The following is an 18165-nucleotide window of genomic DNA, read 5'->3' on the forward strand; positions in this document are numbered from 1 at the left end:
GCCGGCCGCTGGTGCGGCCGGCCGTTCAAACGTGGATGCCGCACTCGGTCTTGCCCGTGCCGGCCCACCGGCCGCTGCGCGGGTCCTCACCGGGCTCCACCCGCCGGGTGCAGGGCTCGCACCCGATGGACGGGAAGCCGTCGTCCTGCAGCGGGTTGACCAGCACACCGTGATCGGCCATGTAGGTGTCCACGTCGTCCTGCGTCCAGCGGGCGATCGGGTTGACCTTGGTCATCCCGCGCTTCGGATCCCATTGCACCACCGGGGTGTCGCGGCGGGTCACCGAGTCCTCCCGGCGCAGGCCCGTGAGCCATGCCGAGTAGGGCTCCAGCGCCCGCTGAAGGGGCTCGACCTTGCGCAGGTGGCAGCAGATCTCCGGGTTGCGTCCGAACAGCCGCGGTCCCAGGGCGGCGTCCTGCTCGGGCACTGTGCGTCTCGGCTCCACGGTCACCAGGTTGATGTCGTAGATGGAGTCCACGGCGTCGCGGGTCCCGAGGGTCTCCGCGAAGTGGTAACCGGTGTCGAGGAAGATGACGTCGATGCCGGGCACCTGCCGGGAGGCCAGGTCCACCATGAGCGCGTCGGCCATGGAGGACGTCATGCACAGGCCCTCGCCGAAGGTCTCCGCGGCCCAGGAGATGATCTCCTGGGCGGAGGCCTCCTCCAGCTCACGGGCGGCCCGCTCGGCGTGCTCGGGCCCGCCCACGGGGGTGTGCGTGTTCATGCTTCGCCTTCCGTCGGTCGGGAGGGTGAACTGCCGAACGAGGCCGAACGCAGGCCCACGTAGGTCACCCGGAACACCCGGGCGCAGGCCAGGCAGGCCCACGGGTAACCCTGGCCCTTGATACCGGCTCCCTCCTCGGGGATCAGGTCCTCGTCACCGCAGTAGGGGCAGTAGTGGGGCGCGGCCCTCTCGGCCATGGCGCACCTCATTCCGTCGCAGGGTCGCGGGCGGGCGGCGCCGTGCGGTGGCACCGCCCGCCCGGCAGGGCTACTTCAGGTCGTCGTCCTCGGCGCGGGCGGCCCAGGCGGCGAAGGTCTCGCCCTCTTCCTTCTGGTCCTTGAACCGGCGGAGCACCCGCTCGACGTAGTCGGGCAGGTCCTCGGCGGTGGTCTTCAACCCGCGGACCTTCTTGCCGAAGCTGTTGGTCAGGCCCATGCCGCCGCCCAGGTGGATCTGGTACCCCTCCACCTGCTCGCCGTGCTCGTTCAACACGAGCTGGCCCTTGAGCCCGATGTCGGCGACCTGGATCCGGGCGCAGGAGTTCGGGCAGCCGTTGACGTTGATGCTCAGCGGTTCGTCGAAGTCCGGGAGGCGCTTCTCCAACTCGTCGATCAGCGTGGCAGCCCGGTCCTTGGTCTCCACGATGGCGAGCTTGCAGAACTCGATACCGGTGCAGGCCATCGTCTGGCGGCGGAAGGTGCTCGGGTTGACCTCGTACCCCTCTGCCTCCAGGTCGGCGGTGATCGCCGCGGTGTCGTCCCCGTCGATGTCCAGGATCACGAGCTTCTGGTCGGCGGTCGTGCGGATCCGGTCCGACCCGTGGGCCTCGGCGATCTCGGCCACGCGCAGCAGCGAGCTGCCGGTGACACGGCCGACCTTCGGCGCGAACCCGACGTAGAACTTGCCGTCGCGCTGGGGACGCACACCCACGTGGTCGCGCCGCACGCCCTCGTCCAGCTCCGGACCGGGGCCGTCCGGCAAGCTGTGCCCCAGGTACTCGTTCTCCAGTACCTCGCGGAACTTCTCGGCGCCCCACTCCTTGATGAGGAACTTGATGCGCGCGCGAGTACGCAGACGGCGGAACCCGTAGTCGCGGAAGACCGCGCAGACCCCGGCCCACACCTCGCTGACCTGGTCGGGCCGCACGAACGTGCCCAGACGCTTGGCGAACATCGGGTTGGTGGAGAGCCCGCCGCCCACGAACAGGTCGTAGCCCGTCTCGCCGTGCTCGTTGCGCACGCCCACGAACGCGACGTCGTTGATCTCGTGGTTGACGCAGTGCGAGGTGCAGCCCGAGATGGAGGACTTGAACTTGCGAGGCAGGTTCGAGTACAAGGGGCTGCCGATGTGGTCCTCGTAGATCTGCTCGATCTGCGGGCTCGCGTCGATGACCTCCTCCGCGGCCACACCGGCAAGGGGGCAGCCGAGGATCACACGGGGAGTGTCGCCGCAGGCCTCGGTCGTGGACAGCCCGACCGACTCGAGCTTCTCCCAGATCGCCGGGACGTCCTCGACACGGATCCAGTGGTACTGGACGTTCTGCCGGTCGGTGATGTCTGCGGTGTCGCGCGCGTAGTCGCGGGAGACCTCGGCGACGGCGCGCAGTTGGGCGGCGGAGAGCTGACCGCCGTCGATGCGCACGCGCATCATGAAGTAGCGGTCGTCGAGCTCTTCCGGCTCCAGCACGGCCGTCTTCCCGCCGTCGATGCCCGGGGCGCGCTGGGTGTAGAGGCCGAACCATCGGAACCGGCCACGCAGGTCGGCGGGGTCGATCGAGTCGAACCCGGCCTTGGAGTAGATGTTGATGATCCGATCGCGGACGTTGAGCCCGTCGTCGTTCTTCTTGTTCTCCTCGTTCTTGTTGAGCGGCTCGCGGTAGCCGAGGGCCCACTGGCCCTCGCCGCGGCGTCGCTTGGCCTTGGTGGGGGCCTTGCCGGTCTGCGCGGAAGAGGGAGGCATCGCGGGTGTCTCCGAAAGGATCGCGGGGAGCTCGCGGCCCGTGCGCCCGCACCACCGGCCCGTACCCGGGAGCGCACGTCGTCGTGCGGGATCGGTACGGGAGAGAACCACGGTGCGTGGGAGTCGAGGAAGAGCAGGCGCCGGGGGCCGCGCGCACCCCTGTGTCGTGGGTGCGTCACACTGTGCGGCGAAATCAACCGACGCTGCGACAGATGGCGCTGCGGACCCGCTGGAAGTCCACGTGGCGGCGCACGCAGAGCATGGGATCCAGAGCAGCGATCATGCTTGTGAGAATGGCACGTTGTCGGCACCGTTGTCCAGATGCGGCCGTCCCTGCGCGCGCGTGAGTCACATCACGCCGCTGTGTCGCCCGCCCGTTCCCGCTCCTCGGTGGCGGGTTACCGTTTCCCCCGTGGAGGGATTCTGGGAAGGCCTGTGGCGCTGGTGGTTCGCATGGCAGCGTCGGCATCCGCGGCTCGACGGCGCGGGGCTGCTCGCCGTGCGAACCGNTTCTTCACCCTCGTCTCCCTGCCGGCCCTGCTGCTGTGCCTCGTGGGTGCCATCGCCTCGCTGTCCGCGGTCGTGGGGCGCGACACCGTCGAGGAGATCCGGGTGTGGGTCCTGGATCTCACGGCCCGGGTCCTGACTCCGGAGACGGTCACCGAGGTCGTCGAGCCGCTCGTCGACGACTTCCTCGGCGGGTTCCAGGGCGGGCTGCTGTCGGTGACCTTCCTGATCTCGCTCTGGTCGGGCTCGCGCGCGATGAACGTCTTCATTCGCTCGATCACGATCTCCTACGGCCTCGACGAGCTCCGTGGCTGGCCGGCCCAGCGCCTGCTCGCGTTCGTGGCCTACCTGGGCGGGCTCGTATTCGCTCTGCTGGTGCTGCCGATCCTGGTGGCCGGGCCCAACCTGATCCAGGACCTGCTGCCGTTCATGGCCGGACGCATGCGCCTGTTCTACTGGCCGACGGTCGCCCTCCTGGCCACGGTCGCGGTCACGTTCCTCTACGTGCTCAGCGTCCCGGTGCGCACACCCCTGCGCCGGCATCTGCCGGGGGCACTGCTGGCCACGGCCGTGCTCATGCTGGGCTCGGCGGCTCTGCGCGCTTACCTGGACGCCTCCTTCGGCCAGGTGAGCATCTACGGCTCCCTGGCCGCGCCCATCGCGATCCTGGCATGGCTGTTCGTCATGGCGTTCGCGGTGTTGGCCGGGTCGTGCCTGAACTCCGAGATCGACGCGATGTGGCCCACCGTGCGCACCGCAGCGGCGCGGGCCGAAATCGCCAACCGGGGTTTCGAACGCGCCGACCGGCTTGCCCGTCGCAGGGAGCAGGCGGTCATCGAGGTCTTCGGGGAGCACCGATCACCCTGAGCACGCGCGCGCCCGTAGGGGCCTTCGGGGTGGGACAGGTGGTTCCCGGCGGGGCCCAGGGGCGCCACGTGGCCGGATCCGGCCATTTTGGTTGTGAACCAATTGCGATCCGGGCGTGTCCACACCAGCGTCGGCAGGGACGGGGCGAGCCCCGCGGGTCCGGACCTGCAGACGTCTTGCCTGGTCAGAAAAGAGAGGGCCGAAAACCGTGTGGACATTTCATGATTGCTGTCCGATTCGCGGGTTCGGGAAGGACCTGAGAGGCAGGGGCCGACGTCAGTATGATCGCCTGGTGCGTCGACTACGCGATTCGCATCACCGTTGTGTGGTGACCCCCTGATTCCTGGCCGCGCAGAGGCGCAGACCGACGATCCCCGTCAGCCGTACACGAACAGGTCCACGTTCCCCATGCCTTCGGAGGCACCATGAGCCGGGCGTCCCGTCCGGGGCAGACCCGGCCCACCGCCGTCATCGTCATCGCACCCGACGAACGCAGCGCCGAGATCCACATCGACGGACACCGCCAGGTCGTCACGGGCCAGGTGCCCAAGGACACCAGGCGCGCGGCCCTCGACACCGCGACCGAACACGCGGCGAGGATCGGCCTTCCGGTGCTCATCGACGCCCGTGACGCGAACGGCTACTGGAGACTGGTCGCCACCCCCGACGGCGTCGTGCAGTCCGCCGACCATCCCGGGGCCGAGCCGCCCCTGCCTCCGCTCCCGGGCACGGAGCGGTCCGGCGGTCGGTCCGGACGCGGACTGATCATCGTCGGCGCGGCGGCGATCGCCCTCGCACTCGTGGCCGGCGTCGGTGTCGCCAGTTGGCAGCTGCTGCCGCTGGGAGCCCCGCAGGCCGAGGAGAGCGATGACGCCGTCCTGGAACACCCGGCCCCCGTCGGTTTCACCGACACCGTCGTCTTCGACCACGCACTGGCCCCCGGAACGCTGCCCGGCATCAGCCGCGACGGCGAACAGCTCGCGTTCGTGGGCGCGGACGAGAGGCTCAACCTCCTGGCGTCCGACGGGACCCGGGAATGGGCCGCCGACCTGCCCGTGGGCGGAGCCGAGGTCATCGGGGCGCCCCGCTTCGTCCTCCACGACGACGAACCGGCTGTGGTCCTGGAGACCTCCGAGGAACTGCTGTTCTGGCCCACCGGCGGCGGCGCCCACGAGACCGTCCCCCTCGGCTCGGAGGCCTCGCCCCAGTACGTGGGCGGGTCGGTGCTCGTGCGTTCCGACGAGGAACGCCTGGTGGTCTCCGGCGGCGAGCTCGTCGAGGTCGAGATGCCCGACGGTGGCGGCGCCATGCTCGCCGACGGCGACCGGGTCCTGGCCGCGGTGGCCAACGGCCCGTGGAGCTGGGTCGACCTCGAGGGCCAGGCCGAGGAGATCGACCCCCGCCGCCCGGACGAGGCGGGGGAGATGCTCGGCATCGTCACGGCGCTGCGCGAGTACGTCATCATCCGATGGGAAGCACTGCGGGGCGACGGCGAGTACCTGGCCTTCCACGACAGTGAGACCGGAGAGCCGGTCGGAGGCGCCGAGATCGCCGAGGACGATCTCGAGGACGCTGCGCACCGCTCCGGCCCGATCGGCTCCGAACTGCTCGCCTACGGCCCGGTCGTGGTCGACCCGGGAAGCGGCGATTCGGCCGTCGTGGACGGGTTCGAACCCACGATCTCGGCCGGCCCCCTGGTCTACGGCGAACTCACCGGGTCCACCGTCGCGGTCGACGCCGACGGGGAACCGGCCGAACTGGAGGAGGGTGCCCAGGCGCCGTCCGGCCTCCTCGGTGAGAACGCCGTCGTGGTCCACGAGGACCACCTCTATGCCATCCCCCCTCAATGAATCACCCCCGATGAGAAAGAAAGGAGTGGGATGTCTCCGAAGAATCGCGTGTTGACCGTGACGGCGGCAGGCCTGTTCATGGCGGGGTTCTCCGTCAGCCCGGCCTTCGCCGACGTGGTGGACGAGAACGCCCCTGAGGCACCTGAGACCGCCCCCGACGCCCCTGTGGTGCCGGAGGAGGAGCAGGAGCAGCAAGAGTCGGAAGGCCCCCTTCCGGAGGTCCCGGTCGAGGAGGACCCCGTGTCCCTCCCGGCCGTGGAGCTCGACCTGGACCTCCCCCCGCTCTTCCCCGAGCCGGAGGAGCCGGAGGTTCCCGAGGAGCCCGAGGACCCGGAGCTTCCGCCTGAGGAGCCCCCGGGTGAGGACCCGCCGGAGGACCCCGAGTTCCCGCCGGAGGATCCTGAGGACCCGGAGTTCCCGCCCGAGGACCCGCCCGGTGAGGACCCGGGTGACCCCGAGGACCCGGAGGACCCCGAGGATCCTGAGGACCCGGAGGACCCCGAGGATCCTGAGGACCCGGAGGATCCTGAGGACCCCGAGGACCCGGGTGACCCCGAGGACCCGCCCCCCGGCGAGGAGCCCCCGGGTGAGGAGCCGCCCGGCGACGACATCCAGGTGCCGGGTGCTCCCGGCCCGGCGCCCGAGGCCCCGGCCGAGGGCGGCGGCGAGGACACCGGCGGCGACGAGTCCGGCGACGACGGCGACGAGGGCGGCGAGGAACTCGCTGCCACCGGCGCCGACATGCAGGGCTTCGTTCTCGGCGGTGCGGTCGTGACGGGTATCGGCGCGTTGGCCCTGTGGGCCGGCTCCCGCCGTCCGGCACCCGTGGAGTAAGACCCGCGGTGGACCCGTGCGCCCGCGGTGCACGGTGTCCTACGGGGCCCTCGGCCGTTCGCGGTCGGGGGCCCTTCTTGCGTCCGCGGCCCGCAGAGCCCGGTCGCACCGGGTCAGCGGCGCGGGCGCAGAACCCCCGCGAGAAGGAGCACCGCGGCCCCTGCAGCAGAGATCAGCCAGAGCGCCTGTCCCAGCGACGTGGTGTCGGCCAGCACACCCACGGCCGGGGGGAAGGCGAGGAAGCCTACGCGGCCCAACCAGCCCACGACGGTGACCCCGTCCCCTGCATGCACCCCCGGTACGTTTCCCGCCGCCGCCAGGGTGAGCGGGAAGAGCGTGGCCACACCCAGTCCCATGATCCCGAAACCCACGACCGCTGCTACCGGATGGGACAGCACCAGAGCCAGTCCCATGCCGCCCGCGGCCAACAGCCCGCTGACCCGCCCCACGGCCACCGCACCGAACCGGTCGGTGACCCGGTCGCCGAGCAGACGCCCGATCGTCATCATCGCCTGGCACGCAACGAAGGGCAGTGCCGCGACGAACAGTGACGCCGACAGTTCCGAGGTCAGGTAGACCGCGCCCCACGAGGCGGCCGAGTCCTCGATCCCGCTCGCGAACATCAACAGCAGTCCCAGCGCGGCCAACAGCACCAGGGTGCGCGCACCCGGCCGCACCCCGCGCCCGCCGTTGCCGTCCGTGCCCTCGGAGCGCTCACTGTCCTCGGGACCGGGCAGCAGCATTCGGCTCACCACCAGGTTCAGCGCGAACAGCACGAGCGCGACCCCGCCCAGGTGCACGAGCATCGGGGTTCCCGCCCCCGCCATCGCCGCGCCCAGGAACCCGCCACCGACCGCGGCCAGGCTCCACACGGCGTGGAAGGTGTTGATGATGCTGCGCCGGTACCGCAACTGCACCCGCAGCCCGTGTGCGTTCTGGGCGGCATCGGTCCAGGCGTCGGCACACCCGAGGAAGAACAGGGTCGCAGCGAGCATCCACCACTCCTGCGCGAGCGCCACGGCGGGAAGCGCTCCCAACGACAGCAGGCTGCCGCCCACGGCCGTGCGCCCGCTCCCGAACCGGTGGATGAGGGGGCCGGCGAGCATCCCCGTCAGGATCGCCCCGGTGGGCATGGCCGCGATCGCCGTTCCCAGCTCGGCGTTGCCCAAGCCCAGGCGCTCCTTGAGCACGGGCAACCAGGGCACCACGTTGGTGTACGTGAAGCCGTTGATGAAGAAGAGGGACGAGACCGCCAGGCGGGCCCGTCTGGCCTCCGGGGGAGCGGCCGTGGGGTCGGGGGTGCGGGTCACGCGGTGCCTCCAGTGGCGTGTGTCGGTGCGTGCCGGATCCTAGGTCCGGTTCGGCGGACACGAATCATCCGATGCGCGACGTCCGAGCGGCACTCTCACGGCGTTCTCATCAGCTGACGGCGTATCCGGAGCGGGCTCGCCGTGTGATGCTGCTGGGCCTGCGACGAGTGCACGGCAGAGGGCCTCCTCCCTTCGGCCCTGTGGAAGCACCACCGGATACCCCCACCCCTCACCCGCCGACGGCCGCCGAGCGACTCCCGGTGGCGCAGCAGTCGCCGAAGCAGCGCAAGCCGTCCGGCGAACAGACCCTGGAGCGTCCCCGCCCCGTATGCCGCGGCTCCGATCGATCGCCCGGGGCAGGAGTCCCGGGCGCCGGGGTGGGGAAGGAAGTCAACCCACACGCCCCCGTGAGCCCCCAGCCCCGCCCGTTCCGGGCCTGGACCGGCCCGCCGCGTCCGCCCCACCCCTGCGGCACCCGCCCCTGACTGCAGACCCTCGCCGGCCCCGCACCGCCGGTCGCAACGGGAAGGTTCCATGATCAACACGAGCGCACTGCGTGACACGCCCACCCTCGTCGGCAAGAACGTGCGCCTGGTCCCCCTGTCCCCCGAACACGCCGAGGACTACTTCGCGTCCGGCCTCGACGCCGAGATCCGCCGCCTGACCGGGAGCCACCGCCACCGCAGCTACGCACAGGCCCAGTCCTGGTGCGCGAGCCGCGCCGACGACCACGAACGCCTCGACCTGGCCATCACCTCGTCCAGGGACGGCCGATACCTCGGCGACCTCTCCCTGTACGCGGTCGAACCCGAGAACGAGAGTGCCGGGTACCGCATCGCGCTCTCTGCCATCGAGTTCACCGGGCAGGGGCTGGGCCGCGAGGCCACCGAACTCGTTCTGGAGTACGCCTTCGAACGCGTGGGCCTGCACCGCGTCTGGCTGCACGTGTACGCCTTCAACATGCGTGCGATCGCGGTGTACCGCTCCTGCGGGTTCGTCGTGGAGGGGCGTCTGCGCGATGCCCTGCTGTGGGAGGGGCGGCGCCACGACGCCCTTCTCATGGGGGTTCTGCGCAACGCTGCCCCGGTCGGAACTTTCCACGGTCCGGGGTTGTGAAGGCGCGTCCGCGGGGGTATGCCCGTACCACTTTTCCAGCGGCCCCAGCGCCGACGAGAGGAGCGGTGCCCGCCCGACGCAGGCGCCGGAGGTGGACATGAACCCGGTACCCGTCTCGCTGCCCTTCACCGACCGGATCCAGGCAGGCGACCGCCTCGCCGAGCGGGTGCGGCCCCTGGCCGTGGACGACCCCGTGGTCCTGGCCCTGCCCAGGGGAGGCGTCCCGGTCGGCGCGGAACTCGCCCACGCACTCGAGCTCGACTTCGACGTGCTCCTGGTCCGCCGGATCGACGTGCCAGGAGTCCCCGGCACCGCCGCCGGTGCGGTCTCCGAGGACGGACACGTCTTCTACGACGACCGCGCCCTGGCCCGCCTGCGCCTGCCCAGAAGGGCACTGGAGCACGCGGTCGAGGACGAACGCGCCGAGCTCGCCCGGACCAGCGACCTCTACCGGGGCGAACGTCCGCTCCCGTCGGTGGCCGGGCGCGACTGCGTGGTCGTCGACGACGGGGCGGACACCGGTGTCACCGCCCGTGCGGCCCTGCGCATGCTCAGAGCCCAGGCGCCGTCCCGTCTGGTACTGGCGGTCCCGGTGGCCTCACCCGAGGCGGTGGAGGTGCTGCGCCCGGAGGTCGACGAACTGGTCGTGCTGAGCGTCCCGGACAACTTCCGTGCGGTGGGGGACTGGTACCGCGAGTTCGGCCCGCTCACCGACGGCCACGTGAGTGCGATCCTGGACGAGCGCGCCCGTGTGCGCGGCGGGCAGGAGTCGGTGCGCGGTGTACGTGTGCGCGCAGGCCGTGTTCGCCTGGACGGAGAGCTCACCGTTCCCACACCGTTGCGCGGGGCCGTGGTCATGGCCCTGGGGGAGGACAGTGGCGACCCCCGTTGGAAGGGTGTGGCAGCGATCCTGCGCCGAGCGGGGTACGCGACGCTCTCCCTGGACCTCCTGACCGCCGACGAACGTGCCGACGGCGGTGCGGAGGCCGGTCCCCTGGGTGAACGGCTCGGCGAGGCGGTGACGTGGCTCCGCCGCTCGACGGACGCGGCCGAAGGCCCCCTCGCGATTCTGGGTTCGGGCTCGGCGGCGCCGGTCGCGCTGGTCACCGCGGCCGAGAGGCCCGAGGACGTCGGCGCGGTCGTGGTCCACGGCGGCCGGATCGATCGCGCGGAGGAGAGCCTGGCAGCAGTACGCGCGCCCGTGCTGGTACTCCTGGAGAGCCGGGACTCGTTCGTTCGCGAGATCGGCGAGTGGGCGCGGGGGCGGTTGGGCGGCCCCAGCGGCTTGGAGGTACTGACCGGAACCGAGGACGTGCTGCGGGGCGCGTGGAACTGGCGCCGGGTGGCCTCGGAATCGGTGGCCTGGTTCGAGCGCCACCTGCCCTGAGGTCCCTTTCGTGAAGAAGGCATGAAAGAACCCGCGGCGCCGCCGACGTGGAGACGTCTGGGGCGCCGCGGGTTCATTCGGGGCCGGGGCCACCGGGGGAGTTCTGTGTCTGCCGGGGGTGCGCTAGGCGGCGTTGGCGCGGCGCATACGGCGGCGGCGCTCGGAAGCGCGCTCGTCCTCGTTGAGGCCGCCCCAGGTTCCGTACTTCTCCGGACGCGAGATCGCATAGTCCAGGCAGTCGGTCCGAACCGGGCAGGCCGCACAGATCTCCTTGGCCTTGCGCTCCCGGATCTCCCGCTCGGGCTGGCGTTCGCCGTCGGGTCCGAAGAAGAGCACAAGGTCCTCGCCCCGGCACGCGGCGGCATCCTGCCACCCCCAGCTCGGGCGGGGGCGCAGCGCGGCCTGCCGACGTACCTGAGACATGCTTGAACCACCTCTACTGAATCACTAGTAAGCTGTCGGAAAAGCTTCAGTCACCAAAAAGTCGGTCATGCTGGCGCGAGTCACTCGCCTGGACGCAAACGCCGGGCGGTGCGAACGATGTTCCCCGGTGTGGCTGAAGCCACGAGAAGCACAGACCTGAGCGGCAGTGAATCCGAAGGGCGGAGTGCTCTCACGCGAACGGCGGCGGAGGCGGTGACAGGCCTCCGTCCGGGCCGGTACGTAATCATGCCATCCCCACTCCCGCTCATGCACGGGGGGTAGGGAAATTACTCGTTCAACCGTTACCGAAACCTGACGCGTCACGGCTGATCTCTGGCTGTTTGTCCGAGTTTGTCCTTTATTGCAGGAGTGGGACCCTTGCGAAGGACACAGCACATCGTATGGTGCGATGTCCCGGCTGCCTAGGGCGGCTTCCTGATGCGCCGATCACATTGCGGTCCCAACACTCGGTCAAGTTTGGGTATGCCCGTATGTCCTCACTCTGGGCAACTACCGCCGCGGGTGTGCAAGGGCCTGTTCGGTGGTGGCTTCCGTCGCTTCGGCGAGTGCTGCGCCGTCAGGCGTCCGTCGGGGTCAGTGGCCGGCGACGGTGCGGCCGGTGTTGGCCGAACAGGTCCCAGAGGCCGTGGGGTCCCTGTTCCCCTAGGGGGAGGCCCAGGGCCGCGGGCCGGAACAGGCCGTGGCACCACTGCGTCACACACGGTAGAAACGCACGAGTGCGGCACCCTCCGAAGGTCCCCCGCCGCACCCGCTCCCAGTGCGGGGACCCGAACAAGGAGAACGAGACACCGTGGCCCTCCTGAGGCTCATCCTCAACATCATCTGGATCTTCGTCGCCGGCTTCTGGCTGGCGGTCGGTTACGTCATCGCGGGCATCATCTGCTGCCTGCTGATCGTGACGATCCCCTTCGGCGTCGCGTCCTTCCGTATGGCCAGCTACGCGATCTGGCCCTTCGGTCGCGACCTCGTGCGCCGGCAGAACAACAGCGGCATGAGTACCGTCGGCAACGTCATCTGGGTGATCGTCGCCGGTTGGTGGCTGACCATCGGCCACATCGCCACCGCCCTGGGCCTGGCGGTGACCATCATCGGTCTCCCCATGGCCTGGGCCTCCCTGAAGATGATTCCGGTCGCCCTGGCACCCTTCGGCAACGAGATCGTCCGCGCCGGCAACCCCCGGGAACCCTGGCAGTTCTGAGCCCGTTGGTTCTTTCGCTGGAAACGGGCAGAACCCGACCTGACCTCCACGCATCCCCCTCCCCGGAACCCACCACCGCCTCACCCCCGGGCGGCCCCCGCGTGACAGAGCAGAGAATGGAGTCCATGTGCAAGCCCAACGGCCCGGAGTGTGGGCGCTCCTGAACAAGTGGCTGGCGGCCCGACGCGCCGGCGTCGAGCGCCGGAGGCAGCTGGAGTCGGAGGAGGGCGTGGCCGCCCAGGAGGAGAGCGCGGCTGCCGAACAAGCCGAACAGCAGGACGACGTCGGCGCGGGCGACCTCCTCCGTATCATCAGCGACGTCGCCTGGCGCGTGCTCATCATCGGCGTCGTCGTGGGCCTCCTTCTCTGGGGCCTGGCCTACATATGGGTCGTGACCCTGCCGGTGATCATCGCTGTGTTCATCACCGCGCTGCTCATGCCGCTCGTGCAATGGCTGCGCAGCCGGGGGCTCGGGCGCGGACTGTCGACGACTCTCTCCATGGTCACCGCGCTGATCGTGCTCAGCGGCGTGGTCTCGCTGATCGTCACGCCTGCCATCCAGGGGTTCGGCGGCCTGGTGGCCAGCGTCTCCAGCGCCGTCAACGAACTGCGGGAGATCCAAGTGCCGTTCGGCCTGGACCCCGGGTTGTTCACCGAACTGGTCGACCAGGCGTGGGAACAGATCCAGAACCAGGTCGTGGAGAACCAGAGCGAGCTCGTCACCGGCGCGCTCACCGCCGGTTCGGCCGTGGTCCAGCTGCTGATCGGCGTCATCCTGGCCATCGTGCTGACCGTGTACTTCCTGCACGCCGGCGACAAGCTGATGGAGTGGTTCACCACGCTTCTGCCGCCCAAGTCCCGCCCCGGCCTGCGCCACGCGGGCAACGTGGCCTACACGGTCATGGGGAGGTACGTGCGCGGTGTGGCCATGGTCGGCCTCTTCGACGCCTTCTTCATCGGTATAGTCCTGCTCGTCGTGCTCGACCCGAGCCTGGCGATCCCGCTGATCGTGCTGACCTTCATCGGTGCTTTCCTACCGGTGATCGGCGCCTTCGCCACGGGCATCCTGGCAGCGCTGGTCACCTTCGTCGCCGAGGGGTGGGTAGCCGCCCTGGTGGTCGTCGTGGGCGTCATCGTGGTCCAGCAGCTGGAGAGCAACCTGTTCGCGCCGCGAATCTACGGGCAGGCGCTCGAACTGCCGTCCGCCGTCGTGCTGATCGCCATCTCCGTCGGCGCGATCGTCGGCGGTGTCCCCGGGATGTTCCTGGCCACGCCGATCGCCGCGGTCCTGGCAGCGCTCCTGCGCAACCGCCCGGTCCATGCCTCCCAGCACTCCGACGGTGCCGAGGGAGCGGCCACCGAGCAGTCCCTGGAACGCAGTGATTCCGGGGAGCCCTCCGCCGATCAGAGGAGCAGTCAGGGCTGAGACCCCGCGCACTCTCCGGAATCCGGACGGCCTCCGCATCCGTTCACCACGGGTGCGGGGGCCGTGTGCGTCGCGGAAAACCCCTCGCGGGGCCCTGCCCGCGTGCCGTTAGGCTGGGCGGGTTGCCCGGCCCCGCACTCCAGCCGGACGCGCCCGGGCCACCGCACGCCCTTTCGCCACACCACCGCCGAGGAAACCCCACCCATGCTGATCGCCACCGACCTCGAACTGCGCGTCGGATCCCGCCTACTCCTGGAGCCGACCTCCTTCCGGGTCGCCGCCGGTGACAAGATCGGGCTGGTGGGCCGCAACGGTGCGGGCAAGACCACCATGACGCGCATCCTCGCCGGCGAGGGCCAGCCCACCGGCGGGACCGTCACCCTTTCCGGCAGCATCGGCTACCTGCCCCAGGACCCCCGCACCGGCGACCTCGACGTACTCGCACGCGACCGCATCCTCTCCGCCCGCGGCATCGACGAGGCCTTCAAGGGCCTGCGCGAGGCCGAGAAGAAGATGGCCAGTGCCGACGAGAAGATCCGCAACAAGGGGGTGCGCCAGTACGCCCGCTGGGAGGAGCGCCTCCACATCCTGGGCGGCTACGCGGCCGAGTCCGAGGCCGCTGCGATCGCCTCCAGCCTGGGCCTGCCCGACAAGGTCCTCTCCCAGCCCCTGCGCACCCTCTCCGGTGGCCAGCGCCGGCGCATCGAGCTCGCGCGCATCCTGTTCAGCGACGCCGACACCCTGTTGCTGGACGAACCCACCAACCACCTCGACGCCGACTCCATCGCCTGGCTGCGCGACTTCCTCAAGTCCCACCAGGGTGGTCTCGTGGTCATCTCCCACGACGTCGAACTGGTCGAGGACGTGGTCAACCGCGTCTTCTACCTCGATGCCAACCGTTCGGCCATCGACATCTACAACATGGGCTGGAAGCAGTACCAGACCCAGCGCGAGGCCGATGAGAAGCGCCGCCGCCGCGAGCTCGCCAACGCCGAGAAGCAGGCCGACACCTTGCGCAAGCAGGCCGACAAGTTCCGTGCCAAGGCGAGCAAGGCCCGCGCGGCCCAACAGATGATCAGCCGCGCAGACAAGATCCTGGACGGGGTCCAGGGGGTGCGCAAGGTCGACAAGGTCGCCAAGCTGCGTTTCCCCGACCCCGCTCCCAGCGGCCGCACACCGCTCACAGCCGAGGGGCTGTCCAAGTCCTACGGGTCGTTGGAGATCTTCACCGGCGTCGACCTGGCCATCGATCGCGGCAGCCGCGTGGTCATCCTCGGCCTCAACGGTGCGGGCAAGACGACCTTGCTGCGCCTTCTCGGCGGGGTCGAAGAGGCCGACACGGGGCAGGTCGTGCCCGGACACGGGCTCAAGCTCGGCTATTACGCCCAGGAGCACGAGACGCTCGACGTGAACATGTCCGTGCTCGAGAACATGATGCACGCCGCGCCCGACCTGCCCGAGGTCGAGGCCCGGCGCACACTCGGCTCGTTCCTGTTCACCGGTGACGACGTCGACAAGCCCGCCGAGGTGCTCTCGGGCGGCGAGAAGACCCGTCTGGCCCTGGCCACCCTCGTGGTCTCCAGCGCCAACGTCCTGCTGCTCGACGAGCCCACCAACAACCTCGACCCTGCCAGCCGCGAGGAGATCCTCTCGGCCCTGCGCAACTACAAGGGTGCGATCGTTCTGGTCACCCACGACGAGGGCGCGGTCGAGGCGCTGCAGCCCGAGCGGGTCATCATGCTGCCCGACGGCGTCGAGGACCTGTGGACCTCCGAGTTCGAGGACCTCATCGCCCTCGCCTGAGGGGCCGCTGCACTATCGTGGTGCCCGATCGGAGAAGGGGTGAGGCGCGTGGACGAGGTTCCCCGCAGGGGTGCGCCGGTCTCGGCCGAGGACGAGGACGAGCTGGTCGCCGAACTCCGGCGCCGCTACGACGCCGGCGAGAGCATCCGCTCGCTGTGCGCGGCGACCGGTCGTTCCTACAGTTTCGTGCGCCGGCGCCTGCAGGGGACCGGAACCGAGCTGCGCGGCCGTGGCGGGGACACGCGCACCCTCTGACCACGCGGGCGGGTGCACCCCCGAAAGTTACCGGGGAGTATCGTCGTGGTTCCGAACCAGACCACGGAGGAACCATGGCACAGGACCCGAACACGACCGAGACCCTGCCCACCGACGAGGAGCTCGACCGGGCCGGGCTCGAACTCGTCGTGGACGGGCCGGTCGCGCGCCTGACCATCAGCCGCCCCGAACGGCGCAACGCCATGACCGGGAGTACCTGGACCACCATGGCGCGCATCGGACGGACGCTGCCCGAGGACGTGCGCGTGGTGGTGCTGGCCGGCAAGGGTGACATCTTCTCCGCCGGGATCGACCTCAACATGTTCACCCCCGAAGGTGTCGACGGCGAGCGTTCGATCGTGGCCGGGCTCGCTGACGGTTCCGCCGACGAGGCCGACCTGGACGCCCACATCGCCGAGTTGCAGGCGGGTTTCACCTGGTTGCGCCGCCCCGACCTGGTCACCGTCGCGGCGGTGCGCGGCCACGCCATCGGGGCCGGGTTCCAGATCGCGCTCTCCTGCGACCTGCGCATCCTCGCCGACGACGCCAAGTTCTGCATGAAGGAACCCGCCCTGGGCCTGGTGCCCGACCTGACCGGCACCAAGCCCCTGGTCGACATCGTCGGAGTGCATCGCGCGACCGAGATCTGCCTGACCGCCCGCCGGGTCGAGGCCGAGGAGGCCCGCGAGCTCGGCCTGGCGACGCTCGTCGTGCCCGTGGACGAGCTCGAGGGTGCGGTCTCCGACGCCGTCTCGGCGATCCTGGAGGTCGGCGCCGGTGCCGCCACCGCCACCAAGGCCCTCCTGCAGGCTGCCCCCGAGAACACCCTCGAAGAGCAGTCGGCCGCTGAACGCAAGGCGCAGATCGGTCGGCTCACCGCCCTGGCCCGATCCATGGCCGCGCAGACCTGAGCTCCGTGCGGGACGGGCGGAGAGACCCGTATCACCGGTTGGAAAAGCCCGTCCCGTCCCCGTTCCCGGGGGATCTCTAGTACGCTGCCACAGGCGGTCATCGACAGTCGTGCGCATCCGAGCGCGCCAGGCCGCCCAGACGCGGAAAGAGGCGTCGCCGACGAATTCGGCGCCGCGCTTGTCACCCGAGTGAGCGCAGAGCCCCGTTGCGAACAGGGCCCGTTTCCGCGTGCGATCTCAGGCGCGTTTGTGTGATTTCTTCGTCGAGGCCGTTCGGTCTGCGCGGAGCCTTCCTCGAAACGCCGCCGGACTATGAGGAAGGTACACGTCACTTGACGGACACTGCCGTAGAGCCTGCCTTCGACAACCTCGGCCTCCCGGAGGAGATTGTCGACGTGCTGGCCAAGAACGGTGTGACCAAGCCGTTCCCGATCCAGGCTGCCACCATCCCGGACGCCATCGAGGGCACCGACGTGCTCGGCTGCGGGCGCACCGGATCGGGCAAGACCCTGGCTTTCGGCCTGCCGGTCCTGATGCGCGCCGCTGAGCGCCGCGCCGCCGCCAACCGCCCTCGGGCCCTGATCCTGGTGCCCACCCGCGAACTCGCCCACCAGGGGCGCGATGCCCTGCGCGGCTACGCCCGCGTTCTCGGCGTGCGGGTCGGTGACGTGGTCGGCGGAAGCTCCTACACCCGCCAGATCAACGAACTGCGCCGCGGTGTCGACGTCCTCGTCGCCACCCCTGGCCGCCTCACCGACCTCATCGAACAGGGCGCCTGTGATCTGAGCGACGTGGAGATCTCGGTCCTGGACGAGGCCGACCAGATGTGCGACATGGGCTTCATGCCGCAGGTCAGCGAGCTCCTTGACCAGGTCCAGCCGGGCGGGCAGACCCTGCTGTTCTCCGCCACGCTCGACGGTGACGTCGACAAGCTCGTGCGCCGGTACATGAACAACCCGCGCACCCACTCGGTCGACCCGCCCGTATCGCAGGTCACCACCATGGAGCACCACCTGCTCAAGGTGCTGCCGCGCGACAAGAACAAGATCGTCTCGGAGATCGCCGCGCGCGAGGGCCGCACGATCCTTTTCGTGCGTTCCAAGTACCGTGCCGACACCATCAGCGAGCAGCTCATCCAGCTCGGCGTCCCCTGTGCCTCCCTGCACGGCGGCAAGACGCAGAGCGTGCGCACGCGCACCCTCGCCAAGTTCCGTGAGGGCCGGATCCAGGCGCTGGTGGCCACCGATGTCGCCGCCCGCGGCATCCACGTCGACGGCATCGACATGGTCGTCAACGTCGACCTGCCCACCGGGCACAAGGACTACCTGCACCGCGGCGGCCGCACCGCCCGCGCGGGTTCCTCCGGTTCGGTGGTCTCCCTGGTCCAGCCCAACCAGCGCCGTATGGCCCGCCGCCTCATCAACGACGCCGGCGTCGACGCCAAGCAGCACCTGGTCAACCCGGGCGACGAGCTGCTCACCCGCGTGACCGGCGCGCAGGAGCCCTCCGGTGAGCCGTGGGTCGAGCCGCCCGAGCCCGAGCGTCCCCGTCGCGGCCGTGGCGGGCCCCGCCCC

General features: G+C 70.2%; 15 protein-coding genes and 1 pseudogene. 11 read left to right on the top strand and 5 right to left on the bottom strand.

The window, feature by feature from the left end; translation table 11 throughout:
• Positions 1-25: 25 nt before the first annotated feature.
• The 3 genes from D474_RS0109165 to D474_RS0109175 form a co-directional block, all read right to left on the bottom strand.
• On the bottom strand, positions 26-724 hold the full coding sequence (locus D474_RS0109165; RefSeq protein WP_017613283.1) for a phosphoadenylyl-sulfate reductase: 699 nt from the start codon (positions 722-724) through the stop codon (positions 26-28).
• Positions 721-921 carry a hypothetical protein gene (locus D474_RS0109170; protein WP_017613284.1) on the bottom strand — a complete coding sequence of 67 codons (201 nt, stop codon included), beginning with the start codon at positions 919-921 and terminating at the stop codon, positions 721-723. The genes D474_RS0109165 and D474_RS0109170 overlap by 4 nt, the downstream gene beginning before the upstream one ends.
• 70 nt (positions 922-991) lie before the next feature.
• On the bottom strand, positions 992-2683 hold the full coding sequence (locus tag D474_RS0109175; protein WP_017613285.1) for a nitrite/sulfite reductase: 1692 nt from the start codon (positions 2681-2683) through the stop codon (positions 992-994).
• Positions 2684-3095: 412 nt separating this feature from the next.
• Here D474_RS0109175 and D474_RS28105 point away from each other — a divergent pair.
• The 3 genes and pseudogenes from D474_RS28105 (at position 3096) to D474_RS0109190 (ending at position 6741) form a co-directional block, all read left to right on the top strand.
• Positions 3096-4057: pseudogene (locus tag D474_RS28105) on the top strand (YihY/virulence factor BrkB family protein).
• 425 nt (positions 4058-4482) lie between these two features.
• Positions 4483-5907, top strand: coding sequence for a hypothetical protein (locus D474_RS0109185; RefSeq protein WP_017613287.1), 1425 nt, complete (start codon positions 4483-4485; stop codon positions 5905-5907).
• Between the two features lie 30 nt (positions 5908-5937).
• Entirely contained in the window at positions 5938-6741 is an 804-nt protein-coding gene (locus D474_RS0109190; protein ID WP_026118319.1) for a hypothetical protein, read from the top strand.
• A gap of 113 nt (positions 6742-6854) precedes the next feature.
• On the opposite strand, the gene D474_RS0109195 is transcribed toward D474_RS0109190, so the two are convergent.
• On the bottom strand, positions 6855-8051 hold the full coding sequence (locus tag D474_RS0109195; RefSeq protein WP_017613289.1) for an MFS transporter: 1197 nt from the start codon (positions 8049-8051) through the stop codon (positions 6855-6857).
• Between the two features lie 534 nt (positions 8052-8585).
• Here D474_RS0109195 and D474_RS0109200 point away from each other — a divergent pair.
• Positions 8586-9167 carry a GNAT family N-acetyltransferase gene (locus tag D474_RS0109200; protein ID WP_017613290.1) on the top strand — a complete coding sequence of 194 codons (582 nt, stop codon included), beginning with the start codon at positions 8586-8588 and terminating at the stop codon, positions 9165-9167.
• A gap of 97 nt (positions 9168-9264) precedes the next feature.
• Complete coding sequence (locus D474_RS0109205) at positions 9265-10554, top strand: phosphoribosyltransferase family protein (protein WP_026118320.1); 1290 nt, start codon at positions 9265-9267, stop codon at positions 10552-10554.
• 123 nt (positions 10555-10677) lie between these two features.
• Here the strand turns inward: D474_RS0109205 and D474_RS0109210 are convergent, their stop codons facing one another.
• A complete protein-coding gene (locus tag D474_RS0109210; protein WP_017588640.1) occupies positions 10678-10977 on the bottom strand; it encodes a WhiB family transcriptional regulator in 300 nt (99 codons plus the stop codon).
• Positions 10978-11788: 811 nt separating this feature from the next.
• Here D474_RS0109210 and D474_RS0109215 point away from each other — a divergent pair.
• The 6 genes from D474_RS0109215 to D474_RS0109240 all read left to right on the top strand — a co-directional run.
• On the top strand, positions 11789-12196 hold the full coding sequence (locus D474_RS0109215; protein WP_017613292.1) for a YccF domain-containing protein: 408 nt from the start codon (positions 11789-11791) through the stop codon (positions 12194-12196).
• Between the two features lie 148 nt (positions 12197-12344).
• Positions 12345-13622 carry an AI-2E family transporter gene (locus D474_RS28110; protein ID WP_017613293.1) on the top strand — a complete coding sequence of 426 codons (1278 nt, stop codon included), beginning with the start codon at positions 12345-12347 and terminating at the stop codon, positions 13620-13622.
• Positions 13623-13826: 204 nt separating this feature from the next.
• Positions 13827-15425 carry an ABC-F family ATP-binding cassette domain-containing protein gene (locus tag D474_RS0109225; protein ID WP_017613294.1) on the top strand — a complete coding sequence of 533 codons (1599 nt, stop codon included), beginning with the start codon at positions 13827-13829 and terminating at the stop codon, positions 15423-15425.
• A 48-nt stretch (positions 15426-15473) separates the two neighbouring features.
• A complete protein-coding gene (locus D474_RS0109230; RefSeq protein WP_017613295.1) occupies positions 15474-15680 on the top strand; it encodes a helix-turn-helix domain-containing protein in 207 nt (68 codons plus the stop codon).
• A 74-nt stretch (positions 15681-15754) separates the two neighbouring features.
• Entirely contained in the window at positions 15755-16591 is an 837-nt protein-coding gene (locus tag D474_RS0109235) for an enoyl-CoA hydratase/isomerase family protein (RefSeq protein WP_017613296.1), read from the top strand.
• Between the two features lie 332 nt (positions 16592-16923).
• Positions 16924-18165, top strand: a 1242-nt coding sequence (locus D474_RS0109240; RefSeq protein ID WP_017613297.1) for a DEAD/DEAH box helicase, incomplete at its 3' end; no start/stop codon positions are given.

It is taken from the genome of Nocardiopsis salina YIM 90010, assembly GCF_000341025.1.
GTDB classification, from domain to species: Bacteria; Actinomycetota; Actinomycetes; order Streptosporangiales; family Streptosporangiaceae; genus Nocardiopsis; species Nocardiopsis salina.